The organism is Halocatena marina (assembly GCF_023276375.1).
Lineage (GTDB): Archaea > Halobacteriota > Halobacteria > Halobacteriales > Haloarculaceae > Halocatena > Halocatena marina.
Window position 1 is genome coordinate 1,357,902 of sequence record NZ_JALLPK010000001.1, and the last position, 26,034, is coordinate 1,383,935.

22 protein-coding genes are annotated in these 26,034 nt (G+C 53.7%); 7 read left to right on the top strand and 15 right to left on the bottom strand.

Going from position 1 to position 26,034, the window contains the following annotated elements; genetic code table 11:
• Positions 1 to 689: 689 nt before the first annotated feature.
• A complete protein-coding gene (locus MW898_RS06275) occupies positions 690 to 2,078 on the bottom strand; it encodes a hypothetical protein (RefSeq protein WP_248905531.1) in 1,389 nt (462 codons plus the stop codon).
• A gap of 826 nt (positions 2,079 to 2,904) precedes the next feature.
• Between MW898_RS06275 and MW898_RS06280 the strand changes: the two genes are divergently transcribed.
• Positions 2,905 to 3,264 carry a PadR family transcriptional regulator gene (locus tag MW898_RS06280; RefSeq protein ID WP_248905532.1) on the top strand — a complete coding sequence of 120 codons (360 nt, stop codon included), beginning with the start codon at positions 2,905 to 2,907 and terminating at the stop codon, positions 3,262 to 3,264.
• Positions 3,265 to 3,581: 317 nt separating this feature from the next.
• Here the strand turns inward: MW898_RS06280 and MW898_RS06285 are convergent, their stop codons facing one another.
• Positions 3,582 to 3,890 (bottom strand): helix-turn-helix transcriptional regulator, encoded by a 309-nt coding sequence (locus tag MW898_RS06285; protein ID WP_248905533.1) that lies wholly within the window; start codon positions 3,888 to 3,890, stop codon positions 3,582 to 3,584.
• Between the two features lie 349 nt (positions 3,891 to 4,239).
• On the opposite strand from MW898_RS06285, the gene MW898_RS06290 reads away from it, so the two are divergent.
• Positions 4,240 to 5,751 carry a carboxypeptidase M32 gene (locus MW898_RS06290; protein WP_248905534.1) on the top strand — a complete coding sequence of 504 codons (1,512 nt, stop codon included), beginning with the start codon at positions 4,240 to 4,242 and terminating at the stop codon, positions 5,749 to 5,751.
• A 43-nt stretch (positions 5,752 to 5,794) separates the two neighbouring features.
• Here the strand turns inward: MW898_RS06290 and MW898_RS06295 are convergent, their stop codons facing one another.
• Both MW898_RS06295 and MW898_RS06300 read right to left on the bottom strand, forming a co-directional pair.
• Positions 5,795 to 6,622, bottom strand: a complete 828-nt coding sequence (locus tag MW898_RS06295; protein ID WP_248905535.1) for a class I SAM-dependent methyltransferase — start codon at positions 6,620 to 6,622, stop codon at positions 5,795 to 5,797.
• A 355-nt stretch (positions 6,623 to 6,977) separates the two neighbouring features.
• Positions 6,978 to 7,700: a glycosyltransferase family 2 protein gene (locus MW898_RS06300; protein WP_248905536.1), complete on the bottom strand. Its 723-nt coding sequence runs from the start codon at positions 7,698 to 7,700 to the stop codon at positions 6,978 to 6,980.
• Positions 7,701 to 7,831: 131 nt separating this feature from the next.
• Between MW898_RS06300 and MW898_RS06305 the strand changes: the two genes are divergently transcribed.
• Entirely contained in the window at positions 7,832 to 8,191 is a 360-nt protein-coding gene (locus MW898_RS06305; RefSeq protein WP_248905537.1) for a DUF7475 family protein, read from the top strand.
• Positions 8,192 to 8,252: 61 nt separating this feature from the next.
• Here the strand turns inward: MW898_RS06305 and MW898_RS06310 are convergent, their stop codons facing one another.
• From MW898_RS06310 to MW898_RS06335, 6 genes are all read right to left on the bottom strand, one after another.
• A complete protein-coding gene (locus tag MW898_RS06310) occupies positions 8,253 to 8,804 on the bottom strand; it encodes a metal-dependent hydrolase (RefSeq protein WP_248905538.1) in 552 nt (183 codons plus the stop codon).
• A complete protein-coding gene (locus MW898_RS06315) occupies positions 8,804 to 9,661 on the bottom strand; it encodes a class I SAM-dependent methyltransferase (protein ID WP_248905540.1) in 858 nt (285 codons plus the stop codon). Before MW898_RS06315 ends, MW898_RS06310 begins: the two co-directional genes overlap by 1 nt.
• Entirely contained in the window at positions 9,628 to 10,047 is a 420-nt protein-coding gene (locus MW898_RS06320; RefSeq protein WP_248905541.1) for a 6-pyruvoyl trahydropterin synthase family protein, read from the bottom strand. Before MW898_RS06320 ends, MW898_RS06315 begins: the two co-directional genes overlap by 34 nt.
• A complete protein-coding gene (locus tag MW898_RS06325) occupies positions 10,044 to 11,045 on the bottom strand; it encodes a zinc-dependent alcohol dehydrogenase (protein ID WP_248905542.1) in 1,002 nt (333 codons plus the stop codon). The genes MW898_RS06320 and MW898_RS06325 overlap by 4 nt, the downstream gene beginning before the upstream one ends.
• A 513-nt stretch (positions 11,046 to 11,558) precedes the next feature.
• Entirely contained in the window at positions 11,559 to 12,317 is a 759-nt protein-coding gene (locus tag MW898_RS06330) for a CDP-alcohol phosphatidyltransferase family protein (protein ID WP_248905543.1), read from the bottom strand.
• Between the two features lie 2 nt (positions 12,318 to 12,319).
• Positions 12,320 to 14,293, bottom strand: a complete 1,974-nt coding sequence (locus MW898_RS06335) for an aldo/keto reductase (protein ID WP_248909720.1) — start codon at positions 14,291 to 14,293, stop codon at positions 12,320 to 12,322.
• Between the two features lie 74 nt (positions 14,294 to 14,367).
• On the opposite strand from MW898_RS06335, the gene MW898_RS06340 reads away from it, so the two are divergent.
• Together MW898_RS06340 and MW898_RS25530 are read left to right on the top strand one after the other, a co-directional pair.
• Positions 14,368 to 15,483, top strand: coding sequence for a glycosyltransferase (locus MW898_RS06340; RefSeq protein WP_248905544.1), 1,116 nt, complete (start codon positions 14,368 to 14,370; stop codon positions 15,481 to 15,483).
• 283 nt (positions 15,484 to 15,766) lie between these two features.
• A complete protein-coding gene (locus MW898_RS25530) occupies positions 15,767 to 15,898 on the top strand; it encodes a DUF7503 family protein (RefSeq protein WP_264383120.1) in 132 nt (43 codons plus the stop codon).
• Positions 15,899 to 15,917: 19 nt separating this feature from the next.
• On the opposite strand, the gene MW898_RS06345 is transcribed toward MW898_RS25530, so the two are convergent.
• Entirely contained in the window at positions 15,918 to 18,113 is a 2,196-nt protein-coding gene (locus MW898_RS06345; protein ID WP_248905545.1) for a CHAT domain-containing protein, read from the bottom strand.
• Positions 18,110 to 18,826: a DUF7504 family protein gene (locus MW898_RS06350; RefSeq protein WP_248905546.1), complete on the bottom strand. Its 717-nt coding sequence runs from the start codon at positions 18,824 to 18,826 to the stop codon at positions 18,110 to 18,112. Before MW898_RS06350 ends, MW898_RS06345 begins: the two co-directional genes overlap by 4 nt.
• A 322-nt stretch (positions 18,827 to 19,148) precedes the next feature.
• Between MW898_RS06350 and MW898_RS06355 the strand changes: the two genes are divergently transcribed.
• Together MW898_RS06355 and MW898_RS06360 are read left to right on the top strand one after the other, a co-directional pair.
• On the top strand, positions 19,149 to 20,603 hold the full coding sequence (locus MW898_RS06355) for a ribonuclease H-like domain-containing protein (protein ID WP_248905547.1): 1,455 nt from the start codon (positions 19,149 to 19,151) through the stop codon (positions 20,601 to 20,603).
• Positions 20,604 to 20,614: 11 nt separating this feature from the next.
• Positions 20,615 to 23,224 (top strand): DEAD/DEAH box helicase, encoded by a 2,610-nt coding sequence (locus tag MW898_RS06360; protein ID WP_248905548.1) that lies wholly within the window; start codon positions 20,615 to 20,617, stop codon positions 23,222 to 23,224.
• 377 nt (positions 23,225 to 23,601) lie between these two features.
• Here the strand turns inward: MW898_RS06360 and MW898_RS06365 are convergent, their stop codons facing one another.
• From MW898_RS06365 to MW898_RS06375, 3 genes are all read right to left on the bottom strand, one after another.
• The gene (locus tag MW898_RS06365) at positions 23,602 to 23,904 is read right to left on the bottom strand and encodes a hypothetical protein (protein ID WP_248905550.1); all 303 of its coding nucleotides are present in this window, start codon (positions 23,902 to 23,904) and stop codon (positions 23,602 to 23,604) included.
• Positions 23,905 to 24,443: 539 nt separating this feature from the next.
• On the bottom strand, positions 24,444 to 25,088 hold the full coding sequence (locus MW898_RS06370) for a helix-turn-helix domain-containing protein (protein ID WP_248905552.1): 645 nt from the start codon (positions 25,086 to 25,088) through the stop codon (positions 24,444 to 24,446).
• A 68-nt stretch (positions 25,089 to 25,156) separates the two neighbouring features.
• Positions 25,157 to 25,978: a TrmB family transcriptional regulator gene (locus tag MW898_RS06375; protein ID WP_248905554.1), complete on the bottom strand. Its 822-nt coding sequence runs from the start codon at positions 25,976 to 25,978 to the stop codon at positions 25,157 to 25,159.
• Positions 25,979 to 26,034: the final 56 nt, after the last annotated feature.

Consider the following 26,034-nt stretch of genomic DNA (forward strand, 5'->3'; position numbering starts at 1 on the left):
GTATCACTGACATCGAATACGAATATTTACGATAGAACAGTTTCAACCATCATTATTTCATATGGGTTTTCTTTATTAGGATGGAATTCAGAGCACGATAGCCAATTTTTCACCAGCCAATACGATAAATATACATTAGAAGTGAATGCACATAGTGAATAGAGTCTGCTCGTCCAAGCTATTGCTCAGAAAGCGAGCGCACTGTCCACTCCATTCCAATACGGGGCTCGTGACCTGTCTACGACTCAATCAGAGGTTGATCGTGTGTGATTGTACGACGTGAGGTACGCATTTCTCCGGGAACTGTCCCCTTAACGCTTCTCTGAACGATCCATCTCCGTTCTGGAATAGAGCCAGTTTCTGATTGTAGAGGATAGAGTGATGTGTCTGTAACGGATGATTGCTGTCGTCAGTCCTAAAACGAGACATACAGAATGAAAATACAACCAACTGATAAATTTCGGTGGTATTATTGATAAACGGGCATCCACCGGGTAAAGTTGAGTGAGCATATTTTTTCAATTATTCCTTTTGTTGTGGCATTTTATGAAGTAGGTGTTATAAAATTATATATTGAAATTTTCCATCGGGATAGTAGGTGTATCGGAATTCAACTAATAAAATATCCTCAAAGAACTACAATAATTCGTTACCGAAGTTTAAATCCTTTCAGTCACACCTTCCCCATGTCATTTATCTCTTGAAGACGAGGAGGGTGTGCTGACACAGCTTGGTGAGGACGACCTCGATACCCAGACATTTTTCAACTCTCCAGACGACGACTCGAAAGAGATGGCTTCCCCGCTTACGTTGATGACGCATTTTCGAAGCAGTACATTCTGACAGTTCGAGAATACAATGCCCTGTCGGTCGGATCCAGTTTGTTCGATGTAGCAGTTAGTGAACCGGGTGTTGTCTGCCTCTTCGACGAGAATGGTCGGCCCTTTCGCTGCAGAGCCAGTGATCTGGACGGTGTCCATGCGAAGCCACCGTGGATCTGAGTCCGTACTATTATCGGATTGTGACGTTTTCCCTTCGCGGTAAATCGCGGGCGTCCCATCGTTGTTGTACACGATTTGAGAGTCCGACATGGAAAGCGTCCGGCCACCGGTCCACATAGAGATGGCAGAACCCATGGTTGGATTATCCTGAATAATGACGTCTGTGTTCCGGATCTTCGCGCCAGCATCATCGCGCTGTCCAATGTCGTCGGGAGATTGTTCAACGACAATACCGCGCATTTTGAACGAGTCGTCCTCTCTGGTGTGCGGGCCGGAGTACTTACTCGGGTCGACTTCGACGGTTGCGCCGTCGACGTAGCTGCCTTCGCCCGAAAATCGAATACCGCTGACATTATTATTGCGGTAAGTACCGCCCTCAATTTGGATCGAGCTCAGTGATCGGCTCGCGTAGATGCCGTTGTTGCCGAACTCTTCGAGATGACAGTCGATGATCTTGATCGTTCCCTCGCCACCGTACACCGAGATCCCGACCCGGCCGTCACCGCCTTTGTAATGCGCCCACGCCGAGCCTTTCTTCGCAACGAAGTTTTTGATTGTTCCGGTTGCGTCTGGATCGTTCACGCGGAGTTGCCAACAGCGGGTGACATCGTTGGAATTGGCGGTGCCGCGTCCGATGTGCTCGATGTTCTCGATGTGGAACCCGCACTCAGAGGCGACTCGGATGCCCGTTGCGGTGTTCTCGGATCGGACATCGACATCGAAGTTCTCATACAGTGCTTGTTCACACGAGCCGTTGATGAAGAATTCGTTGTATCCTTCGGGGAATGTGAACAGCACGTCGTCGCTCGTCCCGCGAATCCCGATCCGATCGGTATTGAGCGAGATTGACCCCTCCCAGTGATACGTCCCTGAGGGGAATTCGATGAGCGTTTTCCCATCGAGGGCCGACTTGACCTTGCTTGAGACGTCTGCATTTCCCTTTGGATTACAGCCCAGATCAGCGACCGCATCGACAACGCGATCGAATGTGATCCCGTTACGGGTTGCTGCGCGTGCACGCCCAATCTGCGTTGTACCGACTGCAGAGCCGGTGACAACGGCTCCGATAAGCTTCATATACCCACGTCTGCCTAAATATACGCTCTCCTTATTCTCTCGCTTACTCTTTACATCAGACGACATCGTTGGGTAATGCGGCATTAGCAAAATCTAAATTCTCTCTATACGCGTATTAATTTTATTGTGGTTGTATATGTATAAAATATGGATTCAGTCTTGTTGGTCCGTGGGAGCATCCGTAAGTGTGATTGCCGAAAATAAACAACACGTTCTCTCAATCTATTGGTTGTTTCAGAGCGTTAATTGTTAGCTTAGCTCTTCATCGACTGGATGAATTCAGAACCTCGATACAACGACGTGAATGAACAACAAGACTGGAATATCACCCCAGGAGCTAGGCCGTGGTAACTATCCCGTGGAGAATAGAGCGTGAGTGATCACATTTGCTACCGATATCTATCAACCATAGATGCGTGAATGTACTGCGGAACGCTATCGATTGTTTCATTTCCCCATCTTTGATGGTGATGCCAATCATATCATATAACCACCGCATAATTTGTATGGAGATTATATTCCTGTATTTTTGTTCAAGCACAACATCACATCGATAGTGTCAGAATATCAGATTGGGAAAGTTTATTGATACACTGTTGTCATAGATCAATCGATGATTTTGTTTACGTCGTCTCTGATTCTCTCATAACGCCTTTTCTCCCACGCTGGTGGCGCTATTCATTCACAAATCATCATCACAATCTTGTCCGATTTTCCTACTGAATTGAGCTGCTGCATGTCTGTTAGTTGTTTAGTACCGCGATGGGACAAACACTCGTATGAAGGTTGACGAGTATTAAGTGCGATACTATCATCAACGTAGTGTATGTCGACGACAGTGTCAGGCGACAGCAAATCAAGTATCGCACCAGAACTCACCGCCTTCCAACAGCGCATCCTCGCCATCCTCGCCGAAGAGGCGCGCTACGGCCTCGCCATCAAACGCGAACTCGAACAGTACTACGGCTCGGAGGTCAACCATGGCCGACTCTACCCCAACCTCGACGATCTCGTCGAGATGGGCCTCGTCGAGAAAAGCGAACTCGATAAGCGAACCAACGAGTACGCGCTCACCGAGGACGGCCACGACGCCATCATCACCCAGCTCTCGTGGGTCTTCTCGCGCTTCATCACCGACGACAGCCGCGCCGAAGAAATCAAAGACCTCGTCACCGCCCAGCAGTAAGCAAACTCCGACCACTCAAGGGCGTGTGAGTCTATTGGAGTTATTCCATCGCGTAGTAACCCCGATTGAAGATTGTCTTCATCGGATATCAACAAATCGTATTCATCTGACTATCAAACAGCTGATTCCTGTCTGACGGTCTCACGATAGCCGTGAGCGCCGGTCAGAGTGTTTTCGAATGTTTATCTAACATACACAATTAATGAGTTACGTTGACTACCACGATCAATAGACGGTTTCATGGTCGATGTACTCAATCGACCTCATTCGTTGGTCAACAAATGTGAACAGTAACGAGATGGTACCTGATTATCTCCTCAGCCGTTTGTTTGATCCAAACTCTCTGTGATCCACGTAGAATATGCGTTGATCAGTTGCTCTCCACGGTCAGTGATTGCATAATGATTTGCCCTCCCAGTGAGCTCTGCTTTTTCGATCAGTCCTCGTTCGATCAAATCATTCACATTCGAGTAGAGTCTGCTACGAGAAATTTTGGTGTCCCAGCGTGTCTCAAGATCTGATTTGAGTTCGAGCCCGTACTGTGCGTCGTCGCGTGCCAACACGACGAGCAAATCGCGCTGAAATCCTCGCAGATCGGGACACGGATGAACCGAGTGGTTTATCATGAATCGACCTCCGCTGACTTGATCAGCACTGTACAGTCTGCGTCCGTAACCGAACGAACCAGACGAGCGACTGTCCCCGAATCACGCTCAAACAAGCTCTTTATCACACCCCGATTCAATTTTATGAAGTCCATCATGTCTAGATGAAATAACCACCTCATCAACCATCAACTTGTTGGTGGGACGAATGATGAATCAACTGACAGAGTCAGTTATCCCAGTATTGTGATTGATTTATCAATAGGATCAGCATACAACCAGACTGATCTGAGTAAATAGTCCGGTTCAGACGATCAAATGACGCATCTTTTGCCCCAGAATTGATAAGACAGGCCAGCAAACCTCACTCATGGCAACTCGACAGGATAAATCAACCGACGCTTACGAGGCGTTACTCGACCGATATCAGCGGCTGGCGTACGTACAGGACAGTTCGATGGTTCTCTCGTGGGACCAGCAAGTGATGATGCCCGAAGGCGGGACGCCCGCTCGGGCCAAGCAACTCGCTGCCCTCTCGGCAGTGGTTCATGATCTCATCACTGCCGATGAGTTCGAAGCCGCGCTTCGGGAAGCTGAGGACACACTTGAAGCACTCGATGAGGACCAGACAGCAGTGGTGCGGGAGATTCATCGGAAATACGACCGTCAGGAGAACGTTCCTAACGACCTCGTTGCGACACTCGCAGAAACGAAGACAGAGAGTCAGAGCATTTGGAAGGATGCGAAGGCTGACGACAGCTTCACTGAATTCGCTCCGTCCTTAAAAAAGTTGAAAAGATTACACGTAAAGCGAGCCAAACACATCAATCCCGACAAACCGCCCTATGAAGTGTTGTACGAAGACAGCGAGCCGTATCTTCCACTGGAACAAGTGGAACACATTTTCGAGCGCCTCAAAGACAAACTCATTCCGCTCATTGATCGGATCAGATCGGAAGGACACACTCTCCCGGATCCGTTCGCGGGCAGATCTTACGACAAGGAAAGTCAGCGGGCGCTTTCGGCGGCTGCACTCGACCACATCGATTACGACCGAATGCACGGTCGGCTTGATACGTCCCCACATCCATTCACCTCCGGCAACCAGTTCGACGCTCGGATCACCACCCGGTACAAAGAAGGCGATCCACTGGACGCATTAATGGCCACCGTTCACGAATATGGACACGCGAGCTACATGCTTGGACTTCCTCGCGACGAATACGGGACGCCGCTCGGCGAGTCACTCTCCTCGGGTGTCCACGAATCACAGTCGCGATTCTGGGAGAATCACGTCGCTCGGACGAAACCGTTCTGGGAGCTATTCACTCCAGTCTTGACAGACCATCTTTCAGTCGAGGATCTTGCCGCCGAAGATGCCTATGCCGCGGCTAACCGGATCTATCCGAATAATCACATCCGTGTCGAAGCCGACGAACTCACCTATCATCTCCACATCATCCTCCGATGTGAAATTGACCGTGCGTTCCTCGAAGGAGACATTTCGGTCGACGAAATTCCCGAGATGTGGAACCAGAAGATGGAGACATATCTCGGCGTGACGCCACCGACCGACCGGAAGGGCTGTCTACAAGATATCCACTGGTCGAGCCGATTTGCCGCCTTTCAGGCGTACACAATCGGATCTGTGCTGGCAGCGCAGTTAGATGCTGTGATGCGCGAAGAGATCGACGATGTCGATCACAAGATCCGTAACGGTGAGTTCGGACCACTACGCGAGTGGATGGAGAAAAACGTCCACAGCCACGGTCGGAAGTATCCGACCGACGCATTAATCGAGGAAGCCACTGGCGAGCCTTTGACTGCTGACTACTTCCTCAATTACGTGGACGAGAAATTCACCGACCTCTACAACCTCTGACGTCGTCCGTGGTATTCAGCTGCTCAATTCTCACAGTCCATCATTAGGCGGGGAGCTTCGCTTTCAGCGAGAAGGTGAACGGAAGTGCGTGCTCCAATTCGGGAAGCCACCACCGATCGTCCTCGTCAGGTTCCATAGCATCGAAACGCTGGAAAAACGACCACGGATACTCGTGGAGGAACTCGATTTGTAGTCCTGCATCAGTCAAGGCGGTAACGATCTCACCCATTGGATGGGCAAACCCGTGCGACCGTTTATTCTCCAATCCGAAGTCCCATCCGGCGTAGCTTCCGTCGAACGATTCCGTGATCGCCTCCCTGTTGAAGAACGGGTGGGCAACCCGAAGCTCATCAGCGGTACTCTCGTAGTGAAACGGTCCAGCGAATGGGTGCCCATCAGCGATATAGAAAATCCCACCAGCTTCGAGATGAGTAGCGATCACTTTCGCCCACCGATTCAGGTCGGGAAGCCAATAGATCGTCCCATAAGAGGAAAACACCACATCGAAGGTTTCCTCCAGTATCGCAGGGAGCTCGTAGATATCGCTCTCAACGAACCGTGCTCGATCCGGCGAGAGTCCAACCCGGTCGCGTAACTCGCGTGCGGTCTCGATCGCAGTGGACGCAAAGTCGACACCTGTCGCGTGCGCTACTCCTTCGTCGCGGACCCACGAGAGGGTATCCAACCCGAAGTGACACTGTAGGTGTAGCAGTCGTTTGCCAGCGACAGTTAGCTCCTTACGTTCGAGTCGTCGGAGCGTCGACTCGCCTCCCAGAAATGCCTCGACATCATAGTAGTCGGTGTCTGGGTGGTGTTCTGCGAGTTCGTCCCAATGATCACGATTCTCTTCGATATATTCTCGGTCATTCATACGACTGATGGCGAGGGCGACGATATACCGTTTCGGGAATAGTGTCATACAATATCAAATAGCATTATTAGCTACGTACGACGGCCTGACCTTCCGAGATGACGAGGACATAAGAATCAGAGCGATCAACAGCGTAGCCGAGTAAACGGCGTGACTCAATTCGCGTAGTCGTTTGTGAGCCCCGTGCCACAGGTACGTGTGTCACGTCCGTCGAAGAGGGATTCGACAATCACCGTCGGTAATTTATTGTTATAGATCGTGTTTACAAATATGGTCGCCGTTTGGTCGCTCAAGAACAGGCACACCGAGACAGCCATGCCTCAAAAAACACGCCTCGTTTTGTCTTTGGCGTAATTTAATCTCTGGACGCTGGGTCGTAACAGTCCCCAAAAACTCTCCGACGGAACGCGGCCCGAACCCACTGGAGCGGCTGTGTGATTCCTACCGCTCTGGCCCAGCGGTAGAGTCGGCGGGTCGGCGCCACGTCCAATACTTCGTCGTATCGGTGGGGATACTCACGCTTCAACCGTCGTTCAAGATCTGAATCGAACTGCGTCCTCGGGACGGTCGGATGGCACATCCGAACAGTTTCGCTGTGCTGACAAACTCCTTGAGCGTCTGATTCCATACGCCAGCCAAACTCGACGTCTTCGCGCCATTCTGAGAACGCAGAACGGAATCCACCGACAGAGAGCGCCGCGTCCCGACGAACCGCTAGATTACAGCCAACGTAATGTCGAGGGCCGAAACTCCGACAGCCGCCGTACACAGGTCCTTCGAGACAGACCAGTTTGGGATTGTTGTGAAATTTGCTGTGGATGTTCGCAAGCCAATCTCGCGGCGGACGAGTATCGTCATCTGTCAGCGCGACAATCGACGCTGTTGCCGCACGAAGTCCCCTGTTCCGTGCCTCTGAACGGTCGATGGAGCCGTCGTCGACGACCAACACCTCGTACGACTTCTCAATAGTCTGATCGTCGAGACAGGCCATGGTCGGAGCGTGATCGTACGCTGGTACCGATGGGATTACGACCGAAATCGTAGGACTGTCAGCTTCCTGAGCGTACTCGACTTCCATGCACGAATGGGTCGCCTGTAGAAAGAAAATACGTGTCGATCTAGGCGACCTCGTCCATCTTCTCGTATAATGTAACCACTTTGTGATTTTGGACAGTTCATTTATTACGACATCGGTTGTTACCACGCAACATGAACACCTCTGTCAGTATCGACTCGATCACGCCACTCCAATGGATCGCCGTTGGATGTGCTGTCGTTAGTGGGATAATACACCTAGTTATTGGTATCCAATCCTTCCCCGGGAGTATGCCTATCGCGTTCATCCTCGCTGGTCTCGGGTTCCTTGGTGCAGTACTTCTCTTCTTGCTTGATTACCGACGCCGCATGCTCTATCTGCTCGGAGTCCCATTCGTACTCATCCAGATCGTGCTGTACGTGCTGATCAACCAACGCGCAGATCCGGCGATTTCTCCGGTTGAGGGCATTGATAAAGTCGTTCAGATCCTCCTCGTGGTCATCCTCGTCATTCTCTATCGGCGCAGAGCGTGATCGATCGCGGAACGTCACTCGTTCCCAAGTCGGTTATCGAGATACGCAACTCTGCCCCGGACTACAGAATTTTCTCGAAATATTCAGGCAACCGTTTTCTAAAGACCACGTATGGGATCGCGGTCACAACAGCTGCAACCGCGATCCACCGTGGAGAGCCGTCGAGAGAGACAGCAATCATTGCCGCGAACACGACTGTCAACGCAAGGTCTTCGGGTGCTCCATCGTACCGAACGACGTATCGTGCGGGAAGCCACCGCTCCCGGAGGTGATCGTAGACAGCGTTTGGATTCGTCCGCTCCCACGGTCGAAGCTCCGTCCCGGCACCGAACATGTCGCTCGTAGAGTGAACGGCTGCTGCTACGAGCGCAGCCGAAACCACGACAGCGAGAGACGACGGGACTGCCAGCGTGATCGCACACCCCGCAATCGCGATCGGCCACGACAGCACCGGAAAGTGGAGCGTTCGTCGGTGTTCACCGACGAAAAGATCAATATCGGGGACAATACCACCGATGGCTCCGCCGATGGCGGCGACAGTACCAAATTCGGGAGCGAGAAGTGCCACCGGTAAGGACAGGGCCATCCCGACCGCGATGTGGGTAAGGACCATCACGACTCTGCTGTTCGATAGAGGAAATCGTACTGGTGTGCGACGTAGCTAAGTACGCCATCCTCCAGTTGTTGTCGTCGTATGTGGAGCCAGTCGTCTGCGTCTGGGTGATCACCGACAGCTTCGGCAACGAATTCGAGGATCGTAGCGAGAAAAGCACGCTCATTCGCAGGGTATGCTCCCGCACGCGGGCGAATGATCCAGTCCGAAGGCGCGACCGAAAGTAGGCGTCCACTGCGCTCGCGTAGGTGGTCAAGCACACGTCGCCCAGCGCGTACGTCCCGTCCGGGCAGGCTGTCGATGTGATCGTGATACACTCGTTCGATCTCTCTGTCAGCTGGATGGTCGGGTTGGAAGATTGTTCCGCCGTCGAACGTCAGTGGCGCGTAGATCAGCCCGTCTGATTTGAGAGCGTCATTAAAGGCGTCGAACGCCTCTCGGATGGGGACGAGATCGAGGAAGGATGCCGCAATGAGGAGATCAGCATCCTCGCCCTTGAACACAGAAAGGGCGTCGCCTTGCTCAAATCTGACATTGAGATCAGCAACACGAAAACCGCCATCTATCGGCTCGGCGTTGAGTTCGGCCTCTCGCTGCTCTCGTGCGTATGCGAGCACGCTCTCCGAACGATCGACGCCGCGGTACGTTCCAGCTTCGACGCCCCATTTGTGGAGTCGGGAAACCATTGTGCCCGTCCCACATCCGGCTTCGAGAATACGCGGTTTCTCCGGAAGTTCAGCGAGCAGTCGATCGCGGACGCGCGCTGAGAATGCCCGGGTATCGACAGTCCGTTTCGCTTCGAGATACTGTGGCACGGCGTAGTTCATCGGTCTAGTGTCCGTTGGTGGCTTGCCCATGCCGAATCATCCTCCCAGAGACGGACAACGAGTTCTGTCGGATTCGGATCATCGACCGCGTCTGCAATACGATCTCCGAACAGGTGGGCAAAACGTTCGACACTCGGATTCATCCCTTCGAACTCGGGAAGGTCATTGAGGAGTGTATCCCGGTAACGTTCTTCGAGCGTGTCGAGAGTAGCATTCACAGTATCGATATCGACGAGATAACCGAACTCACCGAGTGTAGGTCCAGCGAACTGTACCTCGACGGTGAAATGGTGGCTGTGGACGTCGCCCTCGGGTCCCGGATTGGGAACCGTGAGTGCGTGCTGTGCAACGAAGTCGCGTGTAACCGTTAGTTCGTACGTCTGGTTATCGATGTCGTTGTTGAGGGTCGTTGTCATGGGTACGTAAGAAGTACTTGCAATGGAGATTGAGATTCATCGAGCAATCGATACGCGGACGGTGCGTCGGCGAACGGAATTTGGTGAGTGATGAGTGACTCGATTGGAAGCGCCTGAAGCCGATCGAGTGCAGTGTTCAGTCGTCGTGTTTTCGTCCAGCGGCCACGAGATTCAGGAGACAGCGTGCTCACCTGACTCGATTCGATGGTGACGCGGTCGCGGTGGAAGTTCGTTCCAAGATCGAGCGTCGGCTGTTTTGTCCCGTACCACGATCCGACGACGACGCGACTATCGTAGCCCGTACTAGAAATCGCATCATCCAGCGCCTCAGGACGACCGGAGAGTTCGTACACGAGGTCAGCGCCATCAGCTGCTCCTTCACAGACGTCGTCCGTCGCTTCATCGGGAGTGATTGCCTCGTCGGCACCCATCCGTAGGGCGTGTTCGCGTCGATCGGTGATCGGGTCAACCGCGACAAGTCGTTCGAGGGGGAAATCCGAGAGCACACCGATGGTGCAGAGTCCGATAACGCCTGCTCCAAAAACGATCACCCGCTCTCCAAGACGGGGTCGACCATCGAGTACGAGCGACGTCGCCGTCTCGGCCGATGAAAGCATCGCTGCTGTTTCAGATGATACATTATCGGGAACAGGAACGAGCGTCGCGGGCTGAGCAGCGAACCGTGATTCATGTGGATTGAACGCGAAGACGCGTTGGCCCCGCCAGTCCTCGGTGACTGCGTTTCCGGTTGCGATGACTTCTCCGACCGCGGCGTAGCCGTATCGGAGCGGGAAGGATAGATCACCATCGAGCGCGTCGATGGTCTCATCTGCTTGTAGGTCAATTGGAGCCTCACCGCGGTGAATAAGTAGTTCAGTCCCAGCATTGACGGCCGAAATTTGTGTCTCGACGATCACCTCATCATCTGCAGGTTCGAACGTTGTTGTCCTCAGTTCGGTCTCTCCCGGCCTGACAAAATAGAGGGATTGTCGATCCATCAGGCATCCTCCACGCTTGCGGCGTCCGTATCCATCCCACAATCGTAGAACGGATCTAACGCGCACTCCAGTCTATTGTTGGACATTTCAATGGATAATTCCGCTGTCCGGAACACGTTCAACGTGCGTTTCACTTCGCTGGATTCGCAGGCAGTCATCCTGTGATCACATCCGACCCAGCGTTAGATTCGAGTAGCTCAACTCAGTCGTTCGGAGAGTGGTTCTCGATGTTCCGTTGGAACCACTTTGTTTTGGATCAGTGCTGGTCGTCTCGGCGAGGTTGCTGTCGGCCCAATCGCCGAACGCGTCATCCCGGGTACGCTGCTCATTCACGAGGCCGGTACTGGCTAAACGCTGTCTGGCCCACAACTGTACAATGGTTCTCGCTGCAGTTCGGGAGAGAGTCTATGATCCATCTCCACCGGTCTAAACGAGCGAGAACGCACACTGGACCAAGTGGCTGGCTGGGATGCTCACACGCATATTACCTCGCAATCAATAACTATCTTTCTGTCAATCAACGTGACCAGCCATAATAAAATAGTCTCGCGCGAACACGACAAGGGAAGGTGTTAGTACGACGGCAGCAAGCACCCGAACCGTCTCTACCGAGAGAAGAGGCGCAAGTGCGACGGTAATGAATACCATTTGTATCCCTGCAAGTGAACGGCGAACTGCACTGGGTGTCAGATCGTTAACTGGCTTCCCCCGAATCCGGCGCAACCCCCGGCCAGCTTTGAATAAGTACCGGGCAAACGAGAGCGAAAGATACCAGAATGGAAGCCGGCCCCAGAACACAGCGACCACGGGCGCAACGAGAAAACCGATCGTGTCGAATGCCATGTCCAGTTTCGCGCCGAGGACCGTGGTCCGCCCGTCGAATCGGGCTGTGAACCCATCTACCCAGTCGAGCGCGCATCCAGTTCCGTAGAGAAGCGCCGGAAGCCACGCGAGGGATGGCGTCGGCTCGACAGCAGCAAAGCCAGCAACCGCTGCGAAGGCACCGCCGCGGATGAGAGTTACCGTGTTCGCAACACCGAGCGTGTCGTACAACCTCACGTTCGCACCTTTGGTGTGGTTTGCGTCGAGGTGCTGTCTGAGGAACCAGAGTTCAAAGGCAGCAACGCCAACCGTCACTACTGCCCAACGTGTTGCCACCGGCGGATCGATGAGCATAGCGACTCCGCCCGCTCCTGTGATGAGCGCAACTGTGAAGCTAATGGTAACGACGGTCCAGTCGCGCTGAAGCCGAGCCAGAGTACTCGTAGCCATGATTATCGATTGAACGCTGGATCTTCGAGCTTCGCGATGCGCGCTGTGTCTTCGTCGGTGAGCTGGAGCCGGGCGGCCGCGAGATTCGCAACGATGTGATCGGGAGTGATACTTGACGGGATGGGGACCACACCGCGTTGGACGTTCCATGCAAGCACGACTGCCGCTTGTGAGACGCCGTGTTTCTCAGCAACAACAGCGAGGTTCCGCTCGTCCAGAATCCCAGACGGAGACAGCGGCGAATGCGCCATCACCCTGATGCCGTAGTCATGACACGCCTGAATGAGCTCGGTTTGTGGATGATAGGGGTGTGATTCGACTTGCACGATGGCCGGCAAGACGCGTGCCGAGGTGATGAGCGTCTCCAACTGATCGAGGGTGACGTTACAAATGCCGAGAGTGCGAACGTCGCTGCGATCATAGAGCTGTTCCATTCGGTGCCACGTCTCGGTCAGTGACGTGTCCACCGTCTTCGGGTCTCCGTTCTCGTCTGTTGGGAACGTCAGTGCCTCCTGCTCGTCTTCTGGCTTCACAGCGAGGTTTCGGAGTGGGCCCTGGTACGCCCACGCTTCGGGCCAGTGGAGCATGTAGCAATCGAGTGTATCCACACCGAGTGCGTCGAGACTCCCCTCACAAGCTTCTACGACGTGCTCGTGGTTCGTGTTCCAGACTTTGCTCACGAGAAACAGTCCATCACGGTCGGGTGTCCCGGACGCATCGAGCAGGTCACCGATTCGCTCTTCGTTGCCGTAGAGTTCTGCAGAGTCGAACAGCCGGTAGCCAGCGTCGAGTGCCGTTGCGATGGAGTCTCGACGGTCGACGTACGCACCCTCTCGGTAGCGTGAGCAGCCGAAGCCGATGGGCGGCAGTCGTATCGAAGCGGTGCGAGCATTCCCATCCGGAGTGGCTGTCTCGGTTTGCACGGGCCGAACGGGCGGCGGAAGAAGGCTCTCGCGTGTGGTGGTGCAACTGTCTATCACGATCGAATTTCCAGACGATGTGGCTGCTTCGATGGCATTACAGACAGCGACGACGTGTGCAGCTCGGCTAGCCGTCGGTCGCTGTCCTCGCTTAACGGCGGCCGCGAGTCGCTCTGGACCGTCGAGATACGACCGTTCGCGCGGAGGGGATGGATGAGGCGCGGGGACGTATGCTTTTCCCACGCCGCCAACGGAGACTGTTTCTACGTTGGCAGCGAGTGCTCCACTGTCTGCGAGATAGAGTGAGCCGTCGTCACCGTGGAGTTCGAGGCTGTTGAACTCGCGGCTCCAGTGGGGCGCGTAGAGACTCGCCGTGAGACGAACCACCGGCCCAGACGCGAACTCGATCGTCGCCTCGACGTGGGTCGGTCGACCGGGAGCATGCGACTCCCGATTGGGCCACACATCGAGTGAATCTGCGGTTCGGACTCGCTCAACTCGACCGAACCACGAGATGAGGAGATTCAACGGATAGACGGCACCGTCGTAGAGCGGTCCCACATCGAGAAATGCGCTGGGATTGTCGTGCCACTCTGTTACGCGCCCGACGTGAGCGTGAGCGTATCCCAGACGAATCTGACCAAAGCGACCGTCTCCGAGCAGAGACCGGGCGTGTTGTTGGGCGTCACACTGATGATTAATCGGCGCACAGCCGAGCGCGAGTTCGCGGTGCTCGGCGATCGAAACGAGGGTAGCCGCTCTGTCAGCATCGAGCGCGAGTGGTTTCTCACTGAAAACGTGTCGATCAGCTGTGAGACAACGCTTCGTAACGGTCGCATGCGCGTCGTGACTCGTGAGGTTCACGACCAATGGCGTTGACTCGACAGCGAGCAGTTCGCCGAGGTCGGTGTACGAGGTAGCTCCGTTGGCTGTCGCAAGCTGGTTAGCTCGATCGGCGACTCGATCACATACTGCGGTCAGTTCAAGCGGGGATTCGGTGAGACTGGCTGCGTACTTCTCGGCGACCGCCCCCGCGCCTACAAACGCACACTCCACGACAGGCCTTTCGTCCGGAAAAGCAAAAATGTGGAGGCCGCGGAGTTCTTGTGAGACGACACCGAACCAACGACATGGCACAGGTTGCGATCCTCCACAACACGCTTGACTTCCACGGTGGAGCTGATGCCGTCTGTCTCGCGGCCTGTGAGGCGCTCCAACTGGAGCACGACGTTACACTTTTCACCATTTCGGAGACGATACCTTCGGATCTCACAGACCGCTTCGATGTCTCAGTTGAGAACGTGAGTGTCAAAATGCCGCGAGGCGCGACGATGATTGCAGGGACGCTCTCGACTGTTGCTCCGTGGATCGGACCGCAACTCGCGTTTCGAAGCGTCGCTCTCCATCGCTTCTTCCAGTCTTCTGCTGCCGCGTTCGATTTCGCAGTGAGCACGGCAAACGAATTCTCGCTTTCACTCCCATCGGTCCAGTATGTCCACTACCCGCAGTTCCGACTCAACCGGCTTTCCGATGGTGCTCCCGGCCGTTTGAATCAGCTGTGGAGCCGGCTGGCAGGACCTGACCGCACCGATCTCACTGGCCACGACACCACCCTTCTCTCGAACTCCTCGTGGACGGGTGCCGTGGTCGAGGAAATCTATGATATCCGACCAACGGTGCTCTATCCTCCTATTGATTCGGTTTCGTGCGATCGTGCGTGGTCTAACCGTGAGAATGGTATCGTCGTGGTCGGACGACTCGCTCCGGACAAACGAGTGCTCGATGCGATCAGCGTGGTCGATCGTATTCGTAAACAGGGCCACGATCTCCACCTTCACATTGTTGGAGCAACCCCGCGAGCGTATCGGAGCTACGTCACGCGGGTTGCTGCTGCGGCCAACGAGCGTCCACACGTCTCACTGGAGCGTGACGTATCTCGAGATCAACTCGAACACCTGCTGTGTACCCACAAATACGGACTGAATATGAAGGAGAATGAACACTTCGGGATGTCCGTTGCCGAGTATCGCGCTGCTGGAATGGTTGCATTTGCCCCGGCGAGTGGCGGTCAACAAGAGATACTCGACAACCGGTCCGATCGTCTGTTCGACGCACTCGATGAGGCCGTCTCTCTCGTGATTCGTGCGGCCGAAATCGACGAACCGCCTACACACTCACCGAACCGATTCGCTACCGAACGCTTTCAGGCATCGCTTCGGGGACACGTGAATCGACTCGTCAGCTAAGACAGCTCGTACCCAGAAGTCGCTCTTTGTCCACCAGCGTCGTTGCGGAAGCTGTGGTGCCGGTTTTTCTAATCGAACAGATAAAGGTAGAGTCGGACACTCGCTGTAATATCTTGTCTACAGTATCGGTATGGGAAAATTTCTCTATCTATATCTGAAAATATTAGAAATATATACTCATTCCCCATAGAAATATTATTTCGATTAATATCTTTTTTCAGTTGAATTTAAAAAGATATATTAGATTAAATTTAACGTATAATGGAATAAATTATATAATGTCATGTCTGATGGCACACTTGCGACGGCCGTGGAAAAACACCCAAAGATGACTAGCGTCCTGTTCGTACTTCTTTTCCTCCTCACGCAGGTGGGGACAGCCGCGGCGACCAACGGCGGTTACTACGGTCCGTAACGACCTGTACAAGTTCTCGTTATCCTTGTGATTCAATATTGGATAAGCCTTCCTCGCCCGTGAGCATATCACTCCACGTAAGAGTACCTTCGTGGCGTACTGGAACACGACCGAGCTCGAGATGTGCCTGAAGCTCTGCCGTTGTTACGGTTTTTGTGACGAGTTGACCACTATTAAGAGAATATTCCTTCTCGTTGCCGAGATACGGCATAGAAAGTGCTCCAAGTGATGTAGAGGGGGCAGGGAACCCATGGATTGAAACCTTGTACTGATCCTTCTCTATGGAGTGAATTTCTGCCAGCGTTGCAGCTGTTCCTTTGCAAGTAGTGATGGTGAGACGTGGATCTCCGACGACCATATACTGATAGCCCGTCACCGACGTGTCTGTGATAATATCCAGCGACCCACCGAGACTGAAGCCTGCGTTCAGCAGACGCGCGACCGTCCGGCCGATGTCCGTCGCTGACGTATTCGCGACACCACTGAGAGTGCACAATCCACCGATGGCACCCGATTCGACGAGGGCCATCCCCTGATCGACGGATCGGCAGCCGTTCAGGATGAACGCCCGCGTTTCGACGTGATCAAGTGTTGCTGCATCGAGCCACCCATCGTCGCACTGGAGCCCCTCGTCAGTAACATGTCCGATGTAATGAATGAGGTCGTACTCTGTCATCAGAATCTCTCGAAGGGCGGTCTGAGAACACTCCTCGTAGACGGTAACATCGAATGCGATGAGATCACGCATTCCGTAGAGATCAGCCACATCCGTTTCGTCGTGCATCTCCGGTGCATTGCTGATGACGGCCACATCGATTGGACCACTGGAGTGTGCATCGAGTCGTCGCTGGCACGCATCAAGCGTCGGTTTTGCACCGGCGATTGGATAGCCGTCGTTGAACCAGAGATGGGTAATGCTCCCTGTCGATGGGGGATTCAACGCACGCGTCCAGCCCCCGTCAGTCGAATCGTCGGATGGACCGCGCTGTTGGATCTGTTGATCAGCCGTCGCCGAGGACTGGCCACGAAAAGAGGGAGCAGTGGTCGACGTTCCCCTGAGGAATTCATTTATCGACGCTGCATATTGGCTACCAGCTCGTGTTGTAACTGAACGCTCTGTCTCTGGTGTACGGATGGAACTAAGGTCAGCAGCAACGTAGGAGAGCACACCGAGATGCGCTGCAGTCGGCGCGATCGTCGTCGTCAGCGGCCACCGGGGAACGATAGAAGCGACTGTCTCGAATGGTACCGTGAGGTAGGTGTTGACCTGCTCGCCCAGTGATTGGTCGTAGAGCGCGGCGAAATCGAGACCAGCCGACTCCTCGATCTGCTCGCGCCCGGCCAATTGAACTGGATAGAAGCCTTCGGTTCGAGTGAGACAATCGAGTGTGAACAGGTGCTTGAGCAGTCGGAAAACGGCTGCGTCGTACCCGTCTTCGTGCTCAATCGGGTGAGCGGTCCCATCGACGAGCAACCGTGGCGAGTCCCCAGGGACGACAGCGGCATTGAGATAATACGCGAGCGAGGCGACAGGATAGATGTATTCGAACGTCGAGGGCACCTCGATCTGGATATCGGTCTCTGCTGGCGTCCGCTCCAGCGTCGCTGGTGCATCAAAGCAGTCGCCGTGTTTGATCTGTGGGGGGTGTCCTCGCATCGACGGAAACGACCGCTCACAGGATGTCGTTTTGAGTGATGCTCCGAAACATGAGAGAGCACGCATCACGTCGGTCGGATCGTCGGTGGTCGTAACGGTCGTCGCTGGCTGGTTATGTAGCGAGCGTACTCCGAGACCGACGGGGTCGGTGTTCTCAACGCTAATCGTCCGTCCGCCGTCCGTGGCTGCTGGAATCCGAAGCTCACTCTGAACCGCAAGGTACGTTTTAACACCGAGTCCACCAATCTCGACTGTATACTGACCCTGACCGAGCGTCTTACTCGTGTTTGGGGGTACATCGGCGACGACCGAACCAACGTGGTCGCGCACACAGACGTTGACGGGCATCGGGATACGAACCGATTCCGTATCAATATCGTAAGCAACGTCGACTGGAAAACAGAACGCCGTTGGTGCACCCGACAACGGAATAACCGGCTCTGTCGTTCCAAGAGAGACGCGTATGCCCTGAATATCATCGATCACCGTGACGCCCTGTGGATCGGTGGTTGGTTCAACCCGTACTTGGTTAAATGGATGATGGCCTGCCAGTGTCATAAGTCACTATTGAGAGGGATCCAACCGGAACAGCAGTCAGCGTCGCGGAGGTACCAGCACTGCTCTGGTGGTAGCCCCTCTCGCTCGCGTAGATGGATGTGGATGGCTGTGTGCTCAGCCAGTGTGGTCGCGATACTGCTCTCCGAGCCGACTGGAAGATGACAGTGCGCGAGGCCACACCGATCGCGCATCTGGTTCTCGACTGTCGTGAGTAATGTTTGAGCGACAGATTGACCGTACTGATCGAGCAGTTCACCCGTGGTAAGGATACCGAGACGAAGCTCTCCGGGTGTGAACGTATCTGTTGTTGGCTCTGTGTCTGCCAGAAGCGAAGCGAGCCGTCGACTGAAAAGAGTACAGTCGATCGGAGAGGTGGTCTGTTCTATGTCTGTGCTGTTCGATGGCGTGATCATCTCGCCACGCAGTCTGGCCCCCGTGATGGACAGAACGTCTGATGTAGTCGTTGTGATCCCGTGTGGCAGATAGGAGCTCAGACGAAGTGCATTGGCACCCGGGTGAATGAGAACACGCTTGTGTGGACGAGAGATCGCTCCAAACAACTGGCGAGAACACGTTGCCCGAACAGTCTCGTCGACAGTTCCGGTAATGAGCGCCAGACAGCCGGTCTGTTCGAGTTCGTCAAGCGCAATGGTGAACTGCTGCGGATCACTGACCGTTGACCGCGGCATTTGATCTACGGTCGTATTATCCATGCTGTTTATGTTTTTCTATTGGCAGTGTTAAATGTATTGGAGGCATGCAGAAATTGGATTGACGCTGTCTTGCGGATCACTTGTCGTGTATTCCTGTTGTCGAACTACAACCACCGATATACATTCGGTATATGATGAAGAAAACACCTTGTAGAAATTTCCTTTGAGCGATCCGCTACTGATGCCGAATGAGAAACGTATGCATCGTCGAGTGGAAACAAGGCAGTTCATCGTGAGCCGACGTGTGTTCGTCAGATACTCACACTCCAGAATCGGTGGATTGCACGAATGCTTATAATCGATTATCGTACACATTCCATACATGGCGGATACCCACGGCGTGTCTCTCCTCGCGCTTCGGTGCGATGCACTTGCTGCGCTGACGAGCGACGCCATCGTGGATATGGTGTCGTATTTCGATCCGGATCTCGTGTACATCATCCGCGAAAAAATGGATATGCGGGTTGTCAGTCAACTGCAGCGTGACTGCAATCAACCGATCTTTCACGCACAGGACGGAACCATTCGGACGGAAACAGTTGGCGGCGTATCGTTTATATTCACTACTTCTGTTGACCGACTTGGTGAGGCGAGGGCTCCCGACGAAGCTATCCCGGAAACTGCAGACGTTGTCGTCTGCGATGAGCTGCAGATGGTTCCCGACGACGTGAACATGGATGCAGGACTCGATGGGATTGATCACATCGCTCGGTATCAGGCTCGAACCGACGGCACGACGACATTTCTTACAGGAGCACTGGAGGCGAGCTACGATTACGTCTGGCGAGCTAACAGCAACAGGACAGTCGTTCGGTTGCCTGTTCGGGGGCTTGCACCACTCCGCCGATCGGGTGCTCCCGAACTCGCGTGTCTCACCTGCGATACGGATGGACGAGTGGCGGTTACATCAGCGCCAACCAATACGTTTGGTCTTCAGGCACTCACCAATGTCGGGACTACGACGGCTCAACGGCTTAAAGAAAACGGGTATACGACACGATCAGATGTCGCAAGCACGACTCGACAAGAACTCCGGGTAATACACGGCATCGGTAACTCGACAGCGAAAACGATACAACAGAGTGCTCAAGCACTCGTCGAAAAATCTGTTCTCAGACAAACTGATGCGACTGTCCCGGCTGCTGATTATTCACCGCTATTCGTCGATATCGAGACCGATGGACTGACCCCGACAATTATCTGGCTCATTGGCGTGTATGATCCCGCACGTGAGGAGTATATCGACTTCGTCGATACGGATCCATCACTCGATGATCTAGGAAAGGCGACTCGAGCGTTCATCAGGTGGCTCGCCGCTGAGTATGATCGTCCGTCGCTTGTCGCGTGGAATGGTCACGCATTCGATTTCAAACACCTCACAACGTTTATCAGCCGTCACGCTCCCGCGTACGCGGACTATTGGAACGAATCTGTGTTCGAGTATGATCTCTACGACTGGGCAGTGCGGAAAGGAAATGCTATCCTCCCTGGTCGAACGAATCGTATCGAAGATGTCGCCGCGGCGCTGGACTGCAACCGGGACGTCTCTGTAGAAGTCATCGACGGAAAAACACTCGCTCGCACGATCCAACGGATGCTACAATCACCAACACAGACCGATACCATAGACTGGAACGTAGCGCGAGCGTACTGTGAAGCAGACGTTCGTGAACTAGCTGCTGTGTATAACGCGATTGCCAACGCGACACCAGGGCGCAAACGTGCGGACGCACCAACAGACGATACGACGACGCAGACTGGTTTACTTGATTTTTGAACATACAGATGGTGAACACGAAAACAGATCGAGAGGCAGCGATCGACACGGAGGCACGTGGAGCAGAGATTACTCCGGAGACGGAAGCACAGACGACGCTAGCAACGGACGGCGGAAAGGATCTCAAAGAGAGTTCTCTCGCGCTGACAGCCGAGGAGTTAGAAACGACGTATCCGACCAGTCGCTACTACGAGCAGGTGCACGAGCAGTTCACGATCCCCGCACGAGACCAACAGTGTGTCCCTGCCACCGAGGCGCTCCCGTCCAAACTCGCATCAGCGCTGGACTTCGATCCATGGATCCATCAGGCAGCCGCTCTGGACGCACTCTCGAACGGTGATAACGTCTCTGTCACAACGAGTACATCCTCGGGGAAGACATATGTGTATGCACTACACATTGCCCGACAGTATCTCGAAGATCCGGAAACGCGGGCGCTTATTATTTATCCGACAAAAGCACTCAGTCGGGATCAAGAGCGGGAACTCAACGAACTGTTTCGTGGGACGTTCGGAGTAGACATCACGGTTGGAGTCTACGACGGTGATACGAAATCCAAAGCAAAAGCCCGGATCCGGGAGAATGCGAACGTCGTCATCACTAACTTCGTCGGATTGAATCAGTATCTCGAAGGACATCACTTGTGGTCGACGTTTCACGCCAACTGTTCGCTGGTCGTCATCGACGAAGCGCATATGTGGACGGGACTGAGTGGGATGCACGTCGCGTGGATTCTTCGACGCGCACAACGCATCATCGAATGGTACGGTGGCGATCCACAGTACGTTCTGACGTCTGCAACCATCGGGAATCCTGCGGATCACGCGCTCGCGCTGACAGGCCACTCCGCGACGGTTATCGACAACGACGGCTCGCCGAGTGGACTTCGACACCTCGTCTTCTGGGATCCGCCGATGAGCGGAGAAGTGGCTGATGGAGCGGACGGTAGCGACGGAAGTGACAGTGGCTGGGACTCGCGATCACAGCGTCCTGCGACTGTGGAAGCGCCGGAAGTGTGGGCGCACCTCTGTTATAACGATGTGCCATCTTTGCTCTTCTGTGGCACGCGAAAGCTCACCGAACTGGCTGTCAATCGAGCAACAGCGTTTGTCCAATCATCAGATCTTTTCTATCGGGGCATTCCCAATGTCGAGGCATACAATGCGGGCTACGGAAAGCGCTCTCGTCGGGCGACTGAAAATCAGCTCAAAGAGGGGTTGCTCGACGGTGTTGCCACGACGAGCGCGCTGGAGGTTGGGATCAACGTTGGTGGCGTCGACGGAACTGTTCTGATGGGATATCCCGGTTCGCGTCAGTCGTTCTGGCAGCAACTCGGGCGTTCTGGCCGGGGAACGAGAGATACACTCTCAGTCTTCGTTCCACGATACTCAACGCTCGATCGATACATTCTCCATCACCCAGAATACGTTCTTGAGGAAGATCCCGAGAGCGCTGTTGTCGATCTAACGAACAATCCAGTCTATCTCCAACACATCAACTGTGCTGCTCAGGAACTACCGCTAACGTATGCAGACACAGAGCGGTTCGGTGGTACAGAGCGTCTCGAACAAGCGGTCGAATACGGCTGTCAGATGGGGAATCTCGAAGGATCGCTCGACGGAGGTGTCACGTATACACACCACGATCGACCACAGAACGCTGTGAGTCTGTACGCCTCTGGTGGGAACGCCTTCGATGTCAGACTTGCGGGCGATGCGTCGTTCGATCATCAGCCGATCGGCCGTGACCGGGCTTATCGTGACTATCACGAAGGTGCAACCGTCTTGTATCAAGGTGAGCAGTATCAAGTGCGTACTCTGCGAGAGGACCGTCCGCAACCGTACGTTGAACTCGAACGGGTAACCGTTGATTATTTCACTCAGTCACAGGGTCAGGTGCAGATCTGTGACACTGAAATTCACGAAACCCGCGATGTCGGGCCGTTTCGGCTGAACTGGGGATATGGGACGGTTTCGATTCACTACGGGACATACCTAAAACGCGAAATAGGATCCGGTGATATCCGTGAAACAGGACTCACAACCGGCGTTCCACCACTCGAGATGCAGACGCAACTGTGTTGGACAGAAGTTCCCAGCGAACTTGAACGAGCGATACACAACAAACACAGCGGGTATCACAATGATGCCTGTATTGACCTCCCACCAGGACTGCACGGCTACCTCGGTGGAATTCACGCTGTCGAACACGCGATGATTGCGGTTTCGCCCCTCGAATTGAAGGTTGACGCAAGCGATATTGGAGGACTCGCAACGAATCAGCTCCCGAATGATCCAGAAACGAGTGGCTGGTTCATCTACGATGGGATTAAGGGGGGTCTTGGTTTTTCACGGAGCATCTACGACGAGTATGAGGCGATTGCACAGCGGGCACACGATCTAATTGCAGACTGCTCGTGTGGTCGTGATGAAGGCTGCCCAGCGTGTACGATGGATGACCGCTGTGGCAATGACAACAAACCGCTCTACTCACCAGCGGCAACCGATCTACTCGCGGCTCTGCTTGGAAATATCGATCAGGACGAACTCGTCGAACACAGTTGTGAAACGGAGACAGATGCCGATCTGATCGACGGACGACCAGCAGCGTCAATCTCGTGAATCTACCAGCCGAGGAATCAAACCAGTTTGGTTCATCATCTCGTTAGAAATAGGTGGTTTTTGAACCAAACTAGTCGAATCATGATTCTGTGTCTACCGTCGGGAGAAAGCGTGCGTCATTGAGTTTCGAGCGGATTGGCTCGACTGGCTGTTACGCTTGCATATCAGTCATATGAGAACCAATCCCGTGTGGTCGTCTGTACTGCTCACACCACACACGAGCACAAAAAATGACGTATCGAGTACTGTCGAGCGGCACAACACTCGACACCACTACTCAACGGCACAGCGTCAGTCTCCACAGTCTTACACGAGTACGGGGCCACCCGTATCAGAAGCTAGCCCTTGTGCTCGTGGATGTCACTTGGCAAGATTCGTTAGACAGGCGATAAATCAACGCCAATATCAACCGTGACACCGCCGGTACTGGCGTTCGCGTCAGCATTAGCAACGTTAGAGTTGACGTTGGTGTTGGTGTTCGAGAGATTGTTGTTGTTTGTATTATTGTTCTCGTTCTCAACCACAATCACGGGATTGTTAGTCGTGGTGTCGGCGTTGTTGTCCGAGTTGTCATTCACTTTTTTATCGTACGATGTCGCAACGGCTGGTCCGACACACGCTCCCGCAATCATGCCCACAAGCATGAGAGCGGTCACTGTTACCTGAATTGTGCGTTTCATAGCTGATGGTTCGCTGGCTCCGGGCCTACCTATCTGACGACTGCTCGCCAAAACGCTAGTCGGTAGGGACCGTCCAGCTCATCTCCCCACTTACAGGGCCATCGTATAAAGACTATCTCTACATTTAGATATAGAAAGAAATAGCAGAAACAGTATGTATTGCATAATGATTTCGATAACGACTACGTCGTCCTATTTTCTATCGATAAAGACCCCATACCACCAGTAATATATAATTAATATACTATTGTAGTAGATATGGTGTTTAGAGTATACTGGAGCAGCAAACTGTGTGTTGGAAACGTGGATTTTCGACGTTGAGATTTCACGAGGGATCTTCGTACAATCAATCTCACATAAGGAACTCCTCGTATTCGAGAGGATACGGACGAGAGATAGCCCTGTTCAGATGCTATCGAGAGATAGACTCTCCCATGAAACATTTGTATTTTGATATTTTATGAGGTGTAAAACCCGTCGTATAGTGATTCTAATGTACGAACGAATTGTTTGGTTATCCGTTCTGTGGAGTTTTCAAGCTATTCGGGCTGAAACGACGCATCCATCAGCGATGTGAGACCGTGGCGAAGCCGCTTTGAAGCGGTATCTGTACTGATCCCGATCGATTCAGCCAACTCATCCAGCGTGATCTGTTGTGGAATTTCCCAATATCCCTGTCGGTAGGCGGTCTCGATAATATCGTACTGTTCGTCGGTGAGGTCGCTATCTGTGTGGTTGACTGGGACAACAGGGTTATAGAGAGCGTTCAGTTGCATCTGGATATTGCTATCCAGACAGCTCTCTCTGAACGTGGCTACTCGTACTCGATCTCTGAACTGCAGTCTGAATTCCCAAACACCGGCTGTTCCCTCGGCGCGCAGGACGTCAGCGCCACTATCGATTAGTGGTTGGACGAGCGCGTCACTATCAGAACTCCACCGGATTTCAAAGAGTGACCGACCATCTACCTCCGTCAGATGGTGTATTTTCTCAGAGAGTTGGTTCTCTCGCACTGTCACTTCGATCTCTTCGGGGGGCGCTCCAGTCACCCAGAAGAGGGAAATGATGTCCTCTCGGAGCGGAACGAGTCGTTCGAGCTCAACGGCGATATCTGGATACTCATCGAGGAGACGACCGAGGGCAAACTGATCTGCTGGTATCGAAATGTCAGTTATCACGGCCATAGCTGTGCGTGTGGATGCCGAATCTCGTGAGGATTGTGTATCTATACATATATAAAATATTCTATATATTACTTGACTTCTTCTTCTTGGGGGCCGATATCCGAATCCAGTCCAGTTGTGAGCAACCGCCGGAGGATCACTAACAGTCCGTTACCGACTCCGTCGCTCCAGAGGGCTGCCTCTTCTGTTGGGGTGTGTCGGCCAATCGAACTCACCAACAGCGTCTCACGGTCGACCAACAGCAGCCGCCCGATCGTTTCGTCTTCGGTGGAACGAGGTTGGAGCCATTCGAGCTCCGATGCAAATAGGGTGACGTCGGGCAACGCCGTTGCAAGACGTTCGTGGACCGCCTCAGAGAGCGTTCCGACGTAGATCGCTACGCCACGATCGGCGGCAGCTTGCACTCGTTCGAGCAACTGATCGGTGATGGCCGTATTCCCACTCATAAACAGAATGGCCTCTTCATTCGCCCGGTCGAGAAAGTCAACCATTCGTCGCGTGATTGTCTCGCTCCCGGTCGTTGTCCAGACGCTCGCGTGCGTGTCGTTCGTCTGAGGTTCGATCGGCTCAAGAGCGTCGAGACTGGTCTGTAGACGCGTCAAGCGCGCATTGAAGCGCTGGCGCAACAGGGCGGTCGCTTCCGTGACCGAGATCGCGCGAAACTGTTGGGGCGAAGAGTGTTGTATATCAACCAATCCCTCGCGTTGAAGTTGCTCAACCGCATCATATACCCGCGTCCGGGGAACATCGGTAGCATCACTAATCTCTTTGGCAGTTCCGTAGGAAAGGCGAGTCAATGCGGTGAAACATTCGGCCTCGTACTGTTTGAGTCCGAGCGACTCCAGTGTCTCAATCGCGGTCGTGCGGGGAGTGTTGTGTTCCATACTCATCAACATCACTCCATTAAATCGGTGTTTCCACGCGCTGGTACATCTCTACTAGTTGC

Coding starts and splice junctions, on each gene's coding strand:
- MW898_RS06375 (WP_248905554.1), bottom strand. CDS start 25,978: ATGAGTATGGAACACAACACTCCCCGCACGACCGCGATTGAGACACTG.
- MW898_RS06300 (WP_248905536.1), bottom strand. CDS start 7,700: ATGGAAGTCGAGTACGCTCAGGAAGCTGACAGTCCTACGATTTCGGTC.
- MW898_RS06365 (WP_248905550.1), bottom strand. CDS start 23,904: ATGAAACGCACAATTCAGGTAACAGTGACCGCTCTCATGCTTGTGGGC.
- MW898_RS06310 (WP_248905538.1), bottom strand. CDS start 8,804: ATGGTCCTTACCCACATCGCGGTCGGGATGGCCCTGTCCTTACCGGTG.
- MW898_RS06330 (WP_248905543.1), bottom strand. CDS start 12,317: ATGGCTACGAGTACTCTGGCTCGGCTTCAGCGCGACTGGACCGTCGTT.
- MW898_RS25530 (WP_264383120.1), top strand. CDS start 15,767: ATGTCTGATGGCACACTTGCGACGGCCGTGGAAAAACACCCAAAGATG.
- MW898_RS06345 (WP_248905545.1), bottom strand. CDS start 18,113: ATGACACTGGCAGGCCATCATCCATTTAACCAAGTACGGGTTGAACCA.
- MW898_RS06355 (WP_248905547.1), top strand. CDS start 19,149: ATGGCGGATACCCACGGCGTGTCTCTCCTCGCGCTTCGGTGCGATGCA.
- MW898_RS06325 (WP_248905542.1), bottom strand. CDS start 11,045: ATGGATCGACAATCCCTCTATTTTGTCAGGCCGGGAGAGACCGAACTG.
- MW898_RS06340 (WP_248905544.1), top strand. CDS start 14,368: ATGGCACAGGTTGCGATCCTCCACAACACGCTTGACTTCCACGGTGGA.
- MW898_RS06315 (WP_248905540.1), bottom strand. CDS start 9,661: ATGGGCAAGCCACCAACGGACACTAGACCGATGAACTACGCCGTGCCA.
- MW898_RS06350 (WP_248905546.1), bottom strand. CDS start 18,826: ATGGATAATACGACCGTAGATCAAATGCCGCGGTCAACGGTCAGTGAT.
- MW898_RS06320 (WP_248905541.1), bottom strand. CDS start 10,047: ATGACAACGACCCTCAACAACGACATCGATAACCAGACGTACGAACTA.
- MW898_RS06295 (WP_248905535.1), bottom strand. CDS start 6,622: ATGAATGACCGAGAATATATCGAAGAGAATCGTGATCATTGGGACGAA.
- MW898_RS06280 (WP_248905532.1), top strand. CDS start 2,905: ATGTCGACGACAGTGTCAGGCGACAGCAAATCAAGTATCGCACCAGAA.
- MW898_RS06370 (WP_248905552.1), bottom strand. CDS start 25,088: ATGGCCGTGATAACTGACATTTCGATACCAGCAGATCAGTTTGCCCTC.
- MW898_RS06285 (WP_248905533.1), bottom strand. CDS start 3,890: ATGATAAACCACTCGGTTCATCCGTGTCCCGATCTGCGAGGATTTCAG.
- MW898_RS06275 (WP_248905531.1), bottom strand. CDS start 2,078: ATGAAGCTTATCGGAGCCGTTGTCACCGGCTCTGCAGTCGGTACAACG.
- MW898_RS06290 (WP_248905534.1), top strand. CDS start 4,240: ATGGCAACTCGACAGGATAAATCAACCGACGCTTACGAGGCGTTACTC.
- MW898_RS06305 (WP_248905537.1), top strand. CDS start 7,832: ATGAACACCTCTGTCAGTATCGACTCGATCACGCCACTCCAATGGATC.